The 14,177-nt window shown below is 62.8% G+C and carries 12 protein-coding genes and 1 other RNA gene; 7 read left to right on the top strand and 6 right to left on the bottom strand.

What is annotated here, in order from left to right; genetic code table 11:
* Window positions 1–213: 213 nt before the first annotated feature.
* The 3 genes from AC1RLZ_RS27340 to AC1RLZ_RS27330 are packed head-to-tail and all read right to left on the bottom strand — an operon-like array spanning window position 214 to window position 2,886.
* Complete coding sequence (locus tag AC1RLZ_RS27340; RefSeq protein WP_371423731.1) at window positions 214–1,068, bottom strand: ABC transporter permease; 855 nt, start codon at window positions 1,066–1,068, stop codon at window positions 214–216.
* Between the two features lie 28 nt (window positions 1,069–1,096).
* Window positions 1,097–1,873 (bottom strand): ABC transporter ATP-binding protein, encoded by a 777-nt coding sequence (locus AC1RLZ_RS27335; protein WP_493191188.1) that lies wholly within the window; start codon window positions 1,871–1,873, stop codon window positions 1,097–1,099.
* A gap of 2 nt (window positions 1,874–1,875) precedes the next feature.
* A complete protein-coding gene (locus AC1RLZ_RS27330; RefSeq protein WP_493191187.1) occupies window positions 1,876–2,886 on the bottom strand; it encodes an ABC transporter substrate-binding protein in 1,011 nt (336 codons plus the stop codon).
* 493 nt (window positions 2,887–3,379) lie between these two features.
* On the opposite strand from AC1RLZ_RS27330, the gene AC1RLZ_RS27325 reads away from it, so the two are divergent.
* Both AC1RLZ_RS27325 and AC1RLZ_RS27320 read left to right on the top strand, forming a co-directional pair.
* Complete coding sequence (locus AC1RLZ_RS27325) at window positions 3,380–3,502, top strand: hypothetical protein (RefSeq protein WP_493191186.1); 123 nt, start codon at window positions 3,380–3,382, stop codon at window positions 3,500–3,502.
* Window positions 3,503–3,660: 158 nt separating this feature from the next.
* Window positions 3,661–4,899 carry an extensin-like domain-containing protein gene (locus tag AC1RLZ_RS27320; RefSeq protein WP_493191185.1) on the top strand — a complete coding sequence of 413 codons (1,239 nt, stop codon included), beginning with the start codon at window positions 3,661–3,663 and terminating at the stop codon, window positions 4,897–4,899.
* 9 nt (window positions 4,900–4,908) lie between these two features.
* On the opposite strand, the gene AC1RLZ_RS27315 is transcribed toward AC1RLZ_RS27320, so the two are convergent.
* The gene (locus AC1RLZ_RS27315) at window positions 4,909–5,541 is read right to left on the bottom strand and encodes a TetR/AcrR family transcriptional regulator (protein ID WP_493191184.1); all 633 of its coding nucleotides are present in this window, start codon (window positions 5,539–5,541) and stop codon (window positions 4,909–4,911) included.
* Window positions 5,542–5,734: 193 nt separating this feature from the next.
* On the opposite strand from AC1RLZ_RS27315, the gene AC1RLZ_RS27310 reads away from it, so the two are divergent.
* From AC1RLZ_RS27310 to AC1RLZ_RS27300, 3 genes are all read left to right on the top strand, one after another.
* Complete coding sequence (locus tag AC1RLZ_RS27310) at window positions 5,735–6,967, top strand: HlyD family secretion protein (protein ID WP_493191202.1); 1,233 nt, start codon at window positions 5,735–5,737, stop codon at window positions 6,965–6,967.
* Between the two features lie 14 nt (window positions 6,968–6,981).
* Window positions 6,982–8,565 (top strand): DHA2 family efflux MFS transporter permease subunit, encoded by a 1,584-nt coding sequence (locus AC1RLZ_RS27305; RefSeq protein WP_493191183.1) that lies wholly within the window; start codon window positions 6,982–6,984, stop codon window positions 8,563–8,565.
* Between the two features lie 338 nt (window positions 8,566–8,903).
* Window positions 8,904–10,706: an ABC transporter ATP-binding protein gene (locus AC1RLZ_RS27300; protein WP_493191182.1), complete on the top strand. Its 1,803-nt coding sequence runs from the start codon at window positions 8,904–8,906 to the stop codon at window positions 10,704–10,706.
* Window positions 10,707–10,779: 73 nt separating this feature from the next.
* Here AC1RLZ_RS27300 and rnpB read toward each other — a convergent pair.
* Window positions 10,780–11,214: RNase P RNA component class A (gene rnpB / locus AC1RLZ_RS27295), an RNA gene on the bottom strand.
* 200 nt (window positions 11,215–11,414) lie between these two features.
* Between rnpB and AC1RLZ_RS27290 the strand changes: the two genes are divergently transcribed.
* Window positions 11,415–11,765, top strand: a complete 351-nt coding sequence (locus AC1RLZ_RS27290; protein ID WP_493191181.1) for a YciI family protein — start codon at window positions 11,415–11,417, stop codon at window positions 11,763–11,765.
* 4 nt (window positions 11,766–11,769) lie between these two features.
* Window positions 11,770–13,029 (top strand): RNA polymerase sigma factor, encoded by a 1,260-nt coding sequence (locus tag AC1RLZ_RS27285; RefSeq protein WP_493191180.1) that lies wholly within the window; start codon window positions 11,770–11,772, stop codon window positions 13,027–13,029.
* Here AC1RLZ_RS27285 and AC1RLZ_RS27280 read toward each other — a convergent pair.
* A complete protein-coding gene (locus AC1RLZ_RS27280) occupies window positions 13,026–13,877 on the bottom strand; it encodes an N-acetylmuramoyl-L-alanine amidase (protein ID WP_493191179.1) in 852 nt (283 codons plus the stop codon). The genes AC1RLZ_RS27285 and AC1RLZ_RS27280 overlap by 4 nt on opposite strands.
* Window positions 13,878–14,177: the final 300 nt, after the last annotated feature.

Here is a 14,177-nt window from a genome sequence, read left to right as displayed (position 1 = left end):
AACTCCGTTTGGGGGCCTGTGAATGAGCGCCCGTTCGGCGTCTCGTTGGCAGGAGATGTACCCAGCGGCCGTTTCAGGAAATTTGCGTCAATCGTGCAAAACGGTTTCGTCGCGGCGGAGTAATGTGTCGTCGCGGGGGAAGCGGACAACATTGTTGCAGAAGAAATGACCGCCGGCGCGGCGATTTGAATCAAGCGCGCCGGGCTTCGGATATTACTCGTTAACGGTGGTATCCGGGCGCCAGGTCAGCAGCCGGTTCTCGATCATGGTCAGGATCCATTCGGCCAGCAGCGCCACGATCGCAATGACGATCATCGCGGCGAAGACGCCGTTGGAATCGAACGAGCCCTGCGCGGTGGCAATCAGCAGCCCCATGCCTTCGCGGGCGCCGAGAAATTCGCCGACGATGGCGCCGACCAGGGCGAAGCCGAACGACACATGGAGACTGGCGAGGATCCACGACAGCGCCGAGGGCAGCACCACGGCGCGGGTCATCTGCCAGTTGCTGGCACCGAGGATGCGCGCATTGGCGATCAGGTTCTTGTCGGCCTCGCGCACGCCCTGAAAGGCATTGGCGAACACCACGAAGAACACCATGACGACAGCGAGCGCGATCTTCGAGGCCGCGCCGAGGCCGAGGGCGACGATGAAGATCGAGCCGAGCACGACGCGCGGGATCGAATTCGCCACTTTGATGTAAATCGAGAACACGTCCGACAGGAGCTGGTTACGCCCCAGCGCGATGCCGCACAGGATGCCCATGACCGAACCGATCAGGAAGCCGGCGCCGGCCTCGTAGATCGTGACCCAGATCTGCTTCCACAGCGGCCCGATCGAGGTGCCGTTCTCGGTCCAGTCGATCAGCTTGGTGACGATGCCGGATGGCTGGCCGAAGAAGAACGGATCGATGACGCCGAGGCGGACGCCGAATTCCCAGCCGCCAATCAGGAATACAAGAACGGCAAGCCGTAGCGTCAGCACCAGGCGCTGGTGGCGGCGCATGCGCTGAACGGCGGTCTCGATGCGGCCGTCGGTGGCGAGAGGGGCGGTCACTGTTGACTCGGTCATGTCAATGTCCCGCCCGTGCGCGCAAGACTTACTCGCGCAGGTCGTCGGAGATTTTTCGCGCAATGGCGATGAAGCGTTCGTCGTAGCGCAAGGTGGCGACATCGCGCGGGCGCGGCAGGTCGATGGTGTGGACGGACTTCACCCGCGCCGGTCGCGTGGTCAGCACCGCAACGCGGTCGGCCAGCAGGATGGCTTCGTCGAGATCATGCGTCACGAACAGCACCGCTGATTTCGCCTGCGCCCAGAGTTGCAGCAATTCCTCCTGCATCAATTCGCGGGTCTGCACGTCGAGCGCGGAGAATGGCTCGTCCATCAGCAGCACCTGCGGATTGTTGATGAAGGTCTGCGCCAGCGCCACGCGCTTGCGCATGCCACCGGAGAGCTGATGCGGATGATGATGTTCGAAGCCCTTCAGTCCGACGCGAATGATCCAGTCACGCGCGGCGGCCTCCGCCCTGTCTTTCGGTACGCCGCGAAACAGCGGTCCGGCCATGACATTGCCGAGCACGTCGCGCCACGGGAATACCGCATCCTGCTGGAACACGAAGCCAACGCGGCGATCGACACCGGTCACCGGCGCATCGAATAATGTGACCTCGCCACCTTGCGGGCGGGCGAGGCCGGCGATCAGCCCGAGCGTCGTCGACTTGCCGCAGCCGGTGGGGCCGACCACGGCCATGAATTCGCCGGGCGCAATGCTGAGGTCGAAATCCTCGAGCGCGGAGAGAACGTCACCCGAAGGCGTGACGAAGCGGCGCGCGACGTTCTTCAGCGCGACGGCGGAGGGCGATGCGATTGCGGTCATGCTCAGTTCGTCGCGTTGGCTTTGACCACGAAATCCGTGGTGTAGGTCTTGGCGAGGTCGATGGTCTTGCCCTTGAGGTTGGGCGAGAAGCTGTTCAGCACGCTCAGCACCGATTCCGGTGCACCCGCCGGCATCATGCCGTCGACCGAATATTGCGGCTTGCCTTCGCGCAGACCCTGCACGTAGAGGTCGAGTTCGCCGGCATAATAGTCCTTCGGCATCTGGGCCGCGATTTCCTCGGGCGAGTGGCTGTTCATCCACTTCAGCGTCTTCACGAAGGCATTGACGACCTTCTGCGCGGTCTCCTTGTTCGCCTCCATCCAGGCGCGGTCCATATAGAGACACGCGGCCGGATAATCGCCGCCAAGTGCAGCGCGGGTGCTTTCCGGCGTGCGCAGGTCGATGCCGACTTTGGCCGTGCCGTTCTTGACCGCGCGCGCCACCGTCGGCTCCGTGGTCATGCCGGAAACGATTTTCCCCTGCTGCATGGAAGCCAGGAACGTATCGCCGGCGCCGACCGGGACCAGCGTGTAGTCCTGCACCTTCAGCCCTGCCTTGGCGGCGAGCGCGCGGGTCAGGAAGTCGGTGGCGGAGCCGAGCCCGGTAACGCCGAGCGCCTGGCCCTTCCAGTTGGCGGGATCCTTCAGCTTGTCCGCATCCGCGGCTTTCACCAGCACGACTTCGCCAGGCGCGACGGCGAACTGCACCACCGAGGTGATGAACTTGCCTTTGGACTGCAGATCGATGGTGTGATCGTAGAACCCGACCACGCCCTGGACTTCACGGGCGAGCAGCGCGGTCGCGGCCTGCGAACCGGAGGTCGAATTGAACAGTTCGACGTCGAGACCCTGTTCCTTGAAGAAGCCGAGTTGCGCCGCGAGCTTCGCCGGCAGATAGATCTGTTTGTCGATGCCGCCGACCATGATCTTGATCGGAGTTTGCGCAGCGGCGGGGGCGGCGAGCGCGGCGGCGGACAAAAAAACGGCAACAGCGGCGGCAAAAATTCTGCGCATGGACGTTTCCTGACTTCGATATTTCCGGCGCTCATCTACCGTGCAGCGGTATGCGCAAGCGCTCGTAAAGACGGGTATCAGGACCCACCCTGCGTCATACTGTCAATCGGCTATTCGCATGACATGACAGCAAAAAGCGCCCGCTCGGTGGGAGCGGACGCCAAAGTCAGGGAAAAATTACGGGAACGGGGGTCTACAGCAAGCCCAACACGATAGCGCCGACAAAGACGATTGCCGCATAGGCCGTCACAACGCTCAGTTGACCCATCATAGTCACGGGAACCTCCCTTTATGACGTTGTCGCGCGGAGTAACGCGGAGGGCGGTGGGGCGTTCCAGAGATACAAGGAAAAATACGCGTAAATAATCCGCTGCACCGCAACCGTGCCGCTACTGCGTCCTGGCTGCCTATAGGGCGAAACAACGCAAACATCAGGGCCGCCAAAAACTCGGTTAGCGTGATATACAAACGAATATAACGATGCGATCTCAAGATGCGGTTCTCAATCCCGCGACTGAACCGGCCGGGCTATTTCATCCAGCCGACCATCCTGCGCGACATCAAGGAAGGCTCGAAGCTCGTCGATGAAGAACAGTTCGGGCGCACGGCGCTCTGATCGACGTCTCACCATGTGGCATGCGCTCTCTTCCTTTCGGGGACGGGAGCGCATCGCCATGTTTGCGCGGGGAACTTTGCCACGCCCGCAACATGGTGAATCAAACGTGAATTCATTGCGTTGAAGAGTCTTTAAAACATTTCGACCACCTTGCGCGAATGACGCGCAGAGTTCGTTTGTATCTCGTCGGCTCCGTCGTCCTTGTATCGCTTGCAGGTTGCGGCCGCGGTCTGTTTCAGACCCAGGAACGTGAGCCATGGCGTGCCGAGGCAGAAGTCGCATGTCTGAAATCAGGCACGGTGAAAGAGGGCGCTGATCTGGTCCGGATCAACCCGATTTCCGGGCCCGGTGTCTGCGGCGCAGAATTTCCCTTGAAGGTGGCGGCGCTCGGCGAGTCGAGCAGCAGCTACGGTTTTGCCGATGAAACCTTGCGGCCGCCGGGCGGCATCGGCGGTGCGAGCCAGCCGCGCTGGCCGGTGCAGCCACAGCCGCAGCCGCAGGTCATGACGCGTCCGGCGAACAGCTATCCGAGTTCCTATCCGCAAGCGGCGTCGCAGCAGCCGTCCTATGGCGGCGCAGCCAATAACGGACCGATCTCGCTGAACGCGCCTGGCGTGCCGCCGGACAGCGAGGACGAAATCGAATTGCCGCCGGAAGGTTCGCCGCAGACGATGCGCCCGCCGCAGCAGGAGCAGCCGCGCGCGCCATACGGCCGCTATAGTTCAGGCGTGCCGCAGAGCCAGCCGCCGCAGGATTACGCGCCGCAGCGCCTCGGCCCGGGAGCCGGCAATGTCACGGGCTCGGTCGGGCCCGTCGTCGTGAAGCCGACGGCGACGCTCGCCTGTCCGATCGTCTCGGCGCTCGACAAGTGGCTTGCGGAGTCCGTGCAGCCGGCGGCCATGCGCTGGTTCGGCGTCCGCGTCGCCGAGATCAAGCAGATCTCCGCCTATTCGTGCCGCGGCATGAACGGCAATTCGCGCGCGCATATTTCCGAACATGCGTTCGGCAATGCCCTCGATATCTCCGCCTTCGTGCTCGCCGATGGTCGCAGCATCTCGGTGAAGGCAGGCTGGAAGGGCATGCCGGAAGAGCAGGGCTTCCTGCGCGACATCCAGGGCGGCGCGTGCCAGGTCTTCAACACCGTGCTGGCGCCGGGCTCCAACGTCTATCACTACGATCACATTCACGTGGATCTGATGCGCCGGGCCAAGCGCCCGGTGATCTGCCAGCCGGCAGCTGTCTCCGGCGAGGAGATTGCCGCGCGTGCGCAGAGCCGCAATCCCTATGCCAGCCGCAACAACAATGACTACGGCGGCGTGACCGGCTCGATCGGCCGCACCGCCAAGAAGTCCACGCGCAAGTCGCCTGACGACGAGGATTTCTACGAGAACGAATAGGCCGGCTTGTCAGATGCGGTAGGCCGCGAGGAACATCCGCACGGCGCTGTCGACGACCTTGTCGATCTCCGCGCGCGTGGGTGTCGGCTTGGCCTGGAAGATGAAGGGCTGAAACAGCGTCGCCTGGCACGACATCATGAATTGCGCCGCGGCAAGCTCGGTATCCTTGATTTCCAGTTCCTGCGCAGCGACGCGGGCATCCAGATAGGCCGCGACCTGCCGGATCGCGTGTGCCAGCACCGCTTCATAAAAGCGCTTTCCGACATCGGGCATGCGTTCCGCGATGGCCATCACGGTGCGGATCGCCGAGCCGCCGCCGGGGCGGCACAGCAACTGAATATAGGCACGGCCGAATTCGCCGAGCGTGGTCACCGCATCGCGCTCGGGATCGAGATTGAAGACGGCCTTGCCCTGTTCGAGTTTCTCCTGCTCGACGATCGCTTCGAACAGCGCGCTCTTGTCGGTGAAATAGACATAGAGCGTCCCCTTGGAGACGCCGGCGGCACGCGCGATCTCCCCCATGCTGGCGCCGTCGAAGCCCAGATCCAGGAAGACCTTGCGCGCGCCATCGAGAATTTGGCGGCGCTTGGCGCTGTCTTCCTCGCCGACGGGCGAGAGGGAGGCATGGTGAGAGGCAACCATTCGTTCAGCCTGTTCGATGAATCAGCAAAATACCGTTCCGAAGAGAACCAGAATAACGCGAAATCGTGATGAACTGGCCAAACTCTATCTTGACCGAACCGTTCGGTCAATTTACATATTGCCGCAGCAAGCGGGAACCCGGTCTGTCCGGAGGTCTTCGCATTTACATGCTTAGGAGGCCGGAATGGCCGGAATGGCCGGACCACGCGACCAGGCTGCCCGTATCATTCGCCCTGAAGGCGAGGCTGACAGCGCACCGGTGCGCGTCGTGTCGCCGGCAGCGGATGAACCCGCCGCCCGCGGTCCTGCCGACGCGCCCGCATCTGAACAACCCGCCGGAGCAGCACAGGCCGCGACCGCGCAGACCGCTGCGCCAAAATCCGGCAAGAAGAAAAAAGTGCTGCTCGGCGTCGGCGCGCTGCTCGCCGTCGCGGGCGTCTATTACGGCGTGAACTATTATCTGGTCGGCCGCTTCATCGTGTCCACCGACGACGCCTATGTCCGCGCCAGCAACACCACGCTGGGTGCGCGCGTGTCCGGCCACATCGCGCAGATCCTGCCGGGTGATAACGTGGCAGTAAAGGCCGGCGAGGTGATCTTCAGGATCGACGATGGCGACTATCGCATCGCCGTCGATGCTGCCAAGCGCAAGATCGACACCCAGAAGGCCACCATCGAACGGATCGGCCGTCAGGTCGGTGCGCAGGAAAGCGCTGTCGAACAGGCCCGGGCCCAGCTCGTATCGGCCGATGCTGCCGCCAATCGCGCCGTGCTTGAATTCGACCGCCAGGAAACGCTGAGCAAGCAGGGCTTTGCCTCACGCTCGGTCTATGAGACCTCGCAGTCGAACCGTGACCAGACCTCGGCTGCCGTCAAGGCCGCGAAGGCATCCGTCGACTCCGCCAGGAGCAGCGTCGAAGTGACCAAGGCGCAGCAGAACGAGGCGCGCGCGCAGCTCGCTGAATTGCAGAGCGCGCTGGACAAGGCCGAACGCGACCTCGACTTCACGACCGTGAAGTCGCCGGTGGACGGCATCTTCTCCAACCGTCTCATCTCGACCGGTGATTTCGTTTCGATGGGGCAGCGCCTCGGCAATGTCGTGCCGCTCAACGACGTCTATATCGATGCCAATTTCAAGGAAACGCAACTGCGCCGTCTGAAGCCGGGTCAGCCGGTCTCGATCGAGCTCGATGCGGATAGCAGCCGCGCCATCGAGGGCACCGTCGAAAGCCTCGCGCCTGCCGCGGGCTCGGTGTTCACGCTGCTGCCGCCGGACAATGCGACCGGCAACTTCACCAAGATCGTGCAGCGCGTGCCTGTGCGCCTCAGGGTGCCGGCTGACGTCGCCAGGGAGAATCTCCTGCGCGCCGGCATGTCGGTCTATGTCCGCGTCAATACCAAGCCGGGTGCTGAACCCGCGCGCTAGGTCAGGACAAGCAGATGTCCACGACGACAACCGTGTCAGGCGCACCGCCGGCCACTCCGGCTGCGGACCACGTCGCACCGAAACGCCTGATCGCGTTTCTGATCATGGTATTCGGCATGTTCATGTCGATCCTGGACATCCAGATCGTCTCGGCATCGCTGTCTGAGATCCAGGCCGGTCTGTCGGCGTCGTCCAGCGAAGTCTCCTGGGTGCAGACGGCCTATCTGATCGCGGAAGTGATCGCGATCCCGCTGTCGGGCTTCCTGTCGCGCGCGCTCGGCACGCGCATGTTGTTCGCCATCTCCGCTGCCGGCTTCACCTTCGCCAGCCTGATGTGCGGCTTCACCTCGTCGATCGAGCAGATGATCCTGTGGCGCGCGATCCAGGGCTTTCTCGGCGCCGGCATGATCCCGACGGTGTTTGCTTCGGCCTACACGGTGTTTCCGCGCTCCAAATTCCATATCGTCGGCCCGATCATCGGTCTTGTCGCAACGCTGGCGCCGACCATAGGACCCACGGTGGGCGGCTACATCACCGACGCGCTGTCATGGCACTGGCTGTTCTTCATCAACGTCGTCCCCGGCATCGGCATCACCATTGGCGTGCTGGCGCTGGTGGATTTCGACGAGCCGCATTTCGAACTGCTCGATCATTTCGACTGGTGGGGCCTCGGCTTCATGGCGGGTTTCCTCGGCTCGCTGGAATATGTGCTGGAAGAGGGGCCGCGCAACGACTGGTTCGGCGACACCTCGATCGCGATCTTCGCCGTTGTCTGTGTTGTGTGCTGCGTGGCGTTTTTCTGGCGCGTGCTGACGGCAAAGGAACCGATCGTTGACATCCGCGCCTTCACCGATCGCAACTTCGCGCTGGGCTGTCTGTTCTCGTTCTGCGTCGGCATCGGCCTCTATGGTCTGACCTATCTCTATCCGCGCTATCTCGCCGAAATCCGCGGTTACAGCGCGCTGATGATCGGTGAGACCATGTTCGTCTCGGGCGTTGCGATGTTTCTGACGGCGCCACTGGTGGCGCGTCTGATGCAGAAGATCGACATGCGCTATCTCATCATGACGGGATTGGTGCTGTTCGCTGCCGGCACATGGCAGATGACCTGGATTACCCGCGACTTCGACTTCTACGAATTGCTCGTGCCGCAGATCCTGCGCGGCATTGGCATGATGATGGCGATGGTCCCCGTCAACAACATTGCCCTCGGCACCCTGGCGCCGCAGATGCTGAAGAACGCGTCCGGCCTGTTCAATCTGACGCGCAATCTCGGCGGTGCGCTCGGCCTCGCGCTGATCAACACCGTGCTCGATCACCGCACCGATTTCCATATCACGCGGCTGCACGACAAGGTGACATGGGGCAACGCGCAGGCGGTCGAGATGCTCAACATGTTCACCCAGAAATTCCAGGGCATGGGCGACGCCTCGCGGATGGCGATGAAGCAGCTGTCGCAGATCGTTCACCGGCAGGCCGTGGTGATGAGTTTCGGCGACGCGTTCTTCGCGCTGTCGGTGTTCTATGTCGGTCTCAGCCTCATGGTGATGCTGCTGAACAAGCCCAGCAATCCCGCGAGTGCCGGCGGCGGGCACTAGGCGCGGCTGGAGCGGTTCTATTGCCGGTCCGCAATTGCTGTTGGCCATCTTGTTGCCAAAAGCCGGGGGCACATCTATAAAAACATCATCCATTGCTCGAACCGAGGGAGAGTCTCCATGAAGTCGATTGATCTGCTCTCCGGAATTCTCGGTTCGGTGCACGCATGTGGATTTATGCGGGCTCATTGAGCCCCGGTTCCGCCTCTGCCGGTCGGGCCTGATGTCCCGACCATCCTGATCTTTCCCGTTTCTGTACTTTTAGGACGCTCGCGCTCGGTCTGGCCGTTGCGCGTCAAACCATGGAGCCGGTCTGCGCAGGGGCGCTGCCGGATGATGTCATGACTCTGAAATCCAAAGACCGCGCCGCCGCCATCCGCGTGGTGATCCCTTTCGTGATCCGGCATTGGTTCCGGCAGCCCGGACGTGCGGCGACGGTTGCCGTCGGTCTGCTCGGCGCGACGGTGGCCGATCTGTTCATGCCGCTATTCTCCGGCCAGCTGGTCGATGCCGTTACCAAAGGCGGCGCAGATCCGGCGGCGCGGCAGGCAGCATTTACAGCGTTCGGCGCCATCGTGGCGCTTGGTGCGACGTCGATGCTGCTGCGGCTGCTCGGCATCCACGCCATCGTTCCGTTCACGCTGCGCATGATGTCCGACCTGTCGCGCGAGGCTTTCGCACGCGTGCAGCGTTTCTCGACCGACTGGCACGCCAACAGCTTTGCGGGCTCCACGGTGCGCAAGGTCACACGCGGCATGTGGGCGGTCGATCTGCTCAATGACACGCTGCTGATGGCGCTGTTACCGTCGCTGGTGGTGTTGCTTGGCTCGATGCTGTTGCTCGGCTGGCACTGGCCGGCGCTGGGCGGTGTGATCGCTGTCGGCACGGTCGCCTATATCGCCATGACCGTGTGGTTCTCCACGCGTTACATCGCGCCGGCCGCACGCGTATCGAATGCCTGGGACACCAAGGTCGGCGGCACGCTGGCGGATGCGCTGACATGCAATGCAGTGGTGAAATCCTTCGGGGCGGAGCGGCGCGAGGACGACCGGCTGGGGCAGGTCATCGGCCGCTGGCGCGTACGCGTGGCGCGCACATGGTATCGCTACAACACCACGAGCACGGTGCAGCTTGCCGTATTGCTGTGCGTGCGTGCGGCGGTGATCGGCGGCGCGCTATGGCTGTGGCTGAACGGGCAGGCCACGGCAGGCGACGTCACTTATGTGCTGACGAGCTATGTCGTGATCCACGGCTATCTGCGCGATGTCGGCATGCACATCAACAACCTGCAGCGTTCGGTGAACGACATGGAGGAGCTTGTCGCGATTCATGATGTTGCACTGGGCATCGCCGATGCTCCCGATGCCCAGCCGGTTGCCATCACCGGCGGCCGCATTCTGTTCGATGACGTGACGTTCCACTATGGCGGTCACGCGACGCCGCTCTATGACGGTCTGTCGGTGGACATCCGCGCCGGCGAACGCGTCGGTCTGGTCGGGCGTTCGGGCTCGGGCAAGACGACTTTCGTGAAGCTGATCCAGCGGCTCTACGATGTGTCGGACGGCCGCATCCTGATCGACGGCCAGAACATCGCCGATGTCACGCAGGAATCGCTGCGCAGCCGCATCGCCATCGTGCAGCAGGATCCGATCCTGTTTCACCGCTCGCTGGCCGACAACATCGCCTATGGCCGGCCTGGTGCCAGCACAGCGGCGATCGAGCAGGCGGCGCGGCTGGCCAATGCACATGACTTCATCGAGCGGCTGCCGAAAGGTTATGGCACGCTGGTCGGTGAGCGGGGGGTGAAGCTGTCAGGCGGCGAGCGGCAGCGTGTCGCGCTGGCGCGTGCTTTCCTGGCGGATGCGCCGGTGTTGATTCTGGACGAGGCGACGTCGAGTCTCGATTCAGAGTCGGAGGCGTTGATCCAGGAGGCGATGGAGCGGCTGATGAAAGGCCGCACCTCGATCGTGATCGCGCATCGCCTGTCGACGGTGCGCAGCCTCGATCGCATCCTGGTGTTTGACCGCGGGCGCGTCGCCGAGCAGGGCACCCATGCCACGCTCACCGCCCGGCCGAACGGCATCTATCGCGGATTGTTCGAGCGGCAGGTACTGGATCTCGACCGCACCAGTGCGGCCAGTTGATCGAGCAGCTCCGACGACGCCAGAACTGGCGAAGGGCCCGGCGTGTTGCGCCGGGCCCTTCGTTGTTCAGAAAGTTATCAGCCGGCCTGTAAGCCGGGTTCTGTAGGGCACCGCCGATTTGCACCGACGATACGTGACGGCCATTCCTCTGGGACCATAGTTGCCTATGGCCTCAAGCAACCTACCCGGACAGCGAGCCTGACATCGCCCTGCAGTGTTATCGCTCAAGGTGAGCGAACTGACTGCGTTGCCGTCCCTATTCGGTTTTGCTCCCGGTGTGGTTTGCCATGCCGTTTCCGTTGCCGGACACGCGGTGCGCTCTTACCGCACCTTTTCACCCTTACCGCGCCATCTCCTTGCGGAGGGAGGCGAGGCGGTTCGTTCTCTGTGGCACTTTCCCTGGGGTCACCCCCGCCGGACGTTATCCGGCACCGTATGTCGATGGAGCCCGGACTTTCCTCTCCCACAGCCTTTCGACCATAGCGGGAGCGGCCGTCCAGCCGACTGACGGCACAGGCATGGAGGCTCAGGGCCGTGGCGTCAAGCCGGGAACGCGCGCAGTCTTTGCCAAAATAAATTATCCTGAAGATGTCGTTCTGCTGCCGGCTCGTTCGACTGACGGCATGATCCCGAAAAGCGGAAACCGGCTTTCGGACCAGATCATGCCAAAGTCACGGCGAATGGCGCCGATCAAAAGGAGTGAGCAAGATGCAGTATCTGTTGATGATCTACCAGAGCGAAGCCGAGTACGCGAAACGGGACGCCGCGGAGAACCAGAAGATGCTTGAGGAGTATGGTGCGTTCACCCAGTCCATCGTCCAGAGCGGCAACTTCAAGGCAGCCGACCGGCTGCAACCGACGACCACAGCGACCACGGTGCGGGTGCGCGACGGCAAGACGCTCACCACCGACGGTCCGTTCGCCGAGACGCACGAACAGCTCGCCGGTTACTATCTGGTCGAGGCGAAGGATCTCGATGCCGCAATGGCGATTGCGGCGCGCATTCCCAGCGCGCGGATTGGTTCAATCGAGGTGCGGCCGGTCTGGGTCTATAACTGACGTCATGACGCTGGCCGAAATCGACAAGATATTTCGCAACGAGGCGGGTCGCGCGCTGGCGACGCTGATCCGCCTCGTCGGCGATTTCGATTTGGCTGAAGATGCGTTGCAGGATGCCTTCGCGGTTGCGCTTGAAAAATGGCCAACCGCCGCACCGCCGGAAAATCCACGTGCGTGGCTTGTCAATGTCGGCCGCAACAAGGCGATCGACCGTGTCAGGCGTCAGGTCTCGTTTCGCGGCAAGCAGGAACAGGTGACGCACGAGTTGTTGCTGAATGCGTGCGCAAATGACGATCGCTGCGATGCTACCGTTCTCGACGACGACATGCTGCGGCTGATTTTCATCTGCTGCCATCCGGCCTTCGCCGAGGAGGTGCAGGTGGCGCTGACGCTGCGGACCGTCTGTGGATTGAGCACCGCTCAGGTGGCACGGGCGTTTCTGATCGGCGAAGACGCCATGGCGCAACGGCTGGTCCGAGCCAAACAGAAGATCCGCATCGCCGGAATTCCCTATGAAGTGCCTGGGCGGGATGCGCTCGAACAGCGCCTGCGAGGCGTGTTGGCCGTGATCTATCTGGTTTTCACAGAGGGCTACGTTGCCACGTCTGGCGACGATCTGATGCGGCCGGACCTGGCGCGGGAAGCAATCCGGCTGGCTCGTTTGCTGGATGCGCTTTTGCCGCAGCGACGCGAGGTCAAAGGCCTGCTGGCGCTGATGCTGCTGCACGACGCGCGCCGCTCCGGTCGTGCGACGGCGGATGGCGATATCGTCCTGCTGGAAGCGCAGGATCGGTCGCTGTGGGATCATCACCAGATTGCCGAGGGATTGCGGCTGGTCGAGGATGCGTTGCAGGCTCCCGGCCGCCCCGATGACTATGTGGTGCAGGCCGCGATCGCGGCGCTGCATGCGCGGGCGCCAAGCTATCAAGCCACCGACTGGCCGCAGATCGCCGGGCTCTACGAAGTCCTGCTGCGGATCAGGCCATCGCCGGTGATCGAACTCAACCATGCCGCGGCGGTGGCGATGGTCGATGGTCCGCTGCGTGCCTTGGATCTGATCGACGCATTGCAGGCGCGGGGCGGCCTCGACGGCTACGATCTGCTGCCGGCGGTGCGTGCCGATTTGTTGCGCCGTCTCGGTCGGCGCGATGCCGCCCGCGATGCGTATCATCGGGCCAGCGCGGCCACACAGCTGGCGCCTCTGCGCCGGCTTTACGCGCGCCGGCTGGCTGAACTGGACGAGATGACCGATCCGGAGATCTAGGCTGTCGCTTCGCTGGGCAGGCTGGCGAGCAGGGCCTGCAGGGTCGTCAACGTCGAGTGATCCACGAGACCGTCGACGCGCTCGGGACGGAAATGGCGCTGGAAGGCAGTGACCACTTCCATGGTCGGGGCATTGTACTGGCCGTCGGTCTCGATGCCGTAGCCATAGCGCGCCAGTGCATGTTGTAGCGCCAGGACGTCTTCGCCCTCGGTGCCGAGTTTCATGGTTTCGCCGCGCACGATCGGCGCCGGCATTACCCAGTGGCCAACGCCGGAATTGGCCAGCGAGTGCCACGGAAATTTCTCGCCGGGATCTTTCTTGCGCGAGGGCGAGACGTCGGAATGGCCGAGTACGCGATGCGGCTGCAGATCATGGCGCAGCATGATGCCGCGGCACAAAGCGGTCACCGCGGCGATCTGCCGGCTCGGAAAGTCCGGATAGCCCCAGTCATGGCCGCGATTGATGATCTCGATGCCGATGGAGCAGGAATTGATATCCTCTTCGCCGGCCCAGAAGCCGACGCCGGCATGCCAGGCGCGCTTGGCTTCCGGCACCGTCTGCACGATACGGCCGTCCTCGAGCACGATGTAATGTGCAGAGACATCGGTGCCGGCGCTGCACAGGCGCGTAATCGCGCCTTCCGCATCGGGCATGCCGGTGTAGTGCAGCACGATCATATCGGGCACGAGGCCCTTGTTGCGCTCACCGAAATTCGGCGACGGGATCACGTCGGAGACCACAGAGGAATCCGGGGTAAATGTCGGCATGTCCGCGGCGCCCTTGGGAATCGGGAGGGCGCGGTGACGCTTGGACTCGGATCCAGCGGGTGCGGACGAAGGTGATGCCATCAGAAAACTCAAATCAGTCACGAGAACAGCTGCACATATCGGTTGTGCCGCAGGCGTGTACTATCCTCGACGGACACCTTGCTATGCAACGACCGCATGACAGTTTTGCCCCATTTTTATCCACTGTGGGCCCAAGGCATCACCACTACGATGAAACCGGCACTTGTAATTGATCGACTGCTCTCCAACCCATCAACGCTTTCTTAACGCTAAGTGCCGTTACTGAGGGGTGACGAGCCGACCTGAAAAGGGCGGCCAAAGTTCCATTTTGACGTTCAAATCCATGGCAATCCCGACAAA

Source organism: Tardiphaga sp. GW822-FHT04G09, assembly GCF_058800725.1.
The sequence above is the reverse complement of the archived record's forward strand: the minus strand, read 5'-3'. Positions and strand labels throughout refer to the sequence as shown.

Bases quoted from the DNA above. Each gene is read 5' to 3' on its own strand.
- AC1RLZ_RS27340 (WP_371423731.1), bottom strand. From the start codon at position 1,068: ATGACCGAGTCAACAGTGACCGCCCCTCTCGCCACCGACGGCCGCATC.
- AC1RLZ_RS27335 (WP_493191188.1), bottom strand. From the start codon at position 1,873: ATGACCGCAATCGCATCGCCCTCCGCCGTCGCGCTGAAGAACGTCGCG.
- AC1RLZ_RS27330 (WP_493191187.1), bottom strand. From the start codon at position 2,886: ATGCGCAGAATTTTTGCCGCCGCTGTTGCCGTTTTTTTGTCCGCCGCC.
- AC1RLZ_RS27325 (WP_493191186.1), top strand. From the start codon at position 3,380: ATGCGGTTCTCAATCCCGCGACTGAACCGGCCGGGCTATTTCATCCAG.
- AC1RLZ_RS27320 (WP_493191185.1), top strand. From the start codon at position 3,661: ATGACGCGCAGAGTTCGTTTGTATCTCGTCGGCTCCGTCGTCCTTGTA.
- AC1RLZ_RS27315 (WP_493191184.1), bottom strand. From the start codon at position 5,541: ATGGTTGCCTCTCACCATGCCTCCCTCTCGCCCGTCGGCGAGGAAGAC.
- AC1RLZ_RS27310 (WP_493191202.1), top strand. From the start codon at position 5,735: ATGGCCGGACCACGCGACCAGGCTGCCCGTATCATTCGCCCTGAAGGC.
- AC1RLZ_RS27305 (WP_493191183.1), top strand. From the start codon at position 6,982: ATGTCCACGACGACAACCGTGTCAGGCGCACCGCCGGCCACTCCGGCT.
- AC1RLZ_RS27300 (WP_493191182.1), top strand. From the start codon at position 8,904: ATGACTCTGAAATCCAAAGACCGCGCCGCCGCCATCCGCGTGGTGATC.
- AC1RLZ_RS27290 (WP_493191181.1), top strand. From the start codon at position 11,415: ATGCAGTATCTGTTGATGATCTACCAGAGCGAAGCCGAGTACGCGAAA.
- AC1RLZ_RS27285 (WP_493191180.1), top strand. From the start codon at position 11,770: ATGACGCTGGCCGAAATCGACAAGATATTTCGCAACGAGGCGGGTCGC.
- AC1RLZ_RS27280 (WP_493191179.1), bottom strand. From the start codon at position 13,877: ATGGCATCACCTTCGTCCGCACCCGCTGGATCCGAGTCCAAGCGTCAC.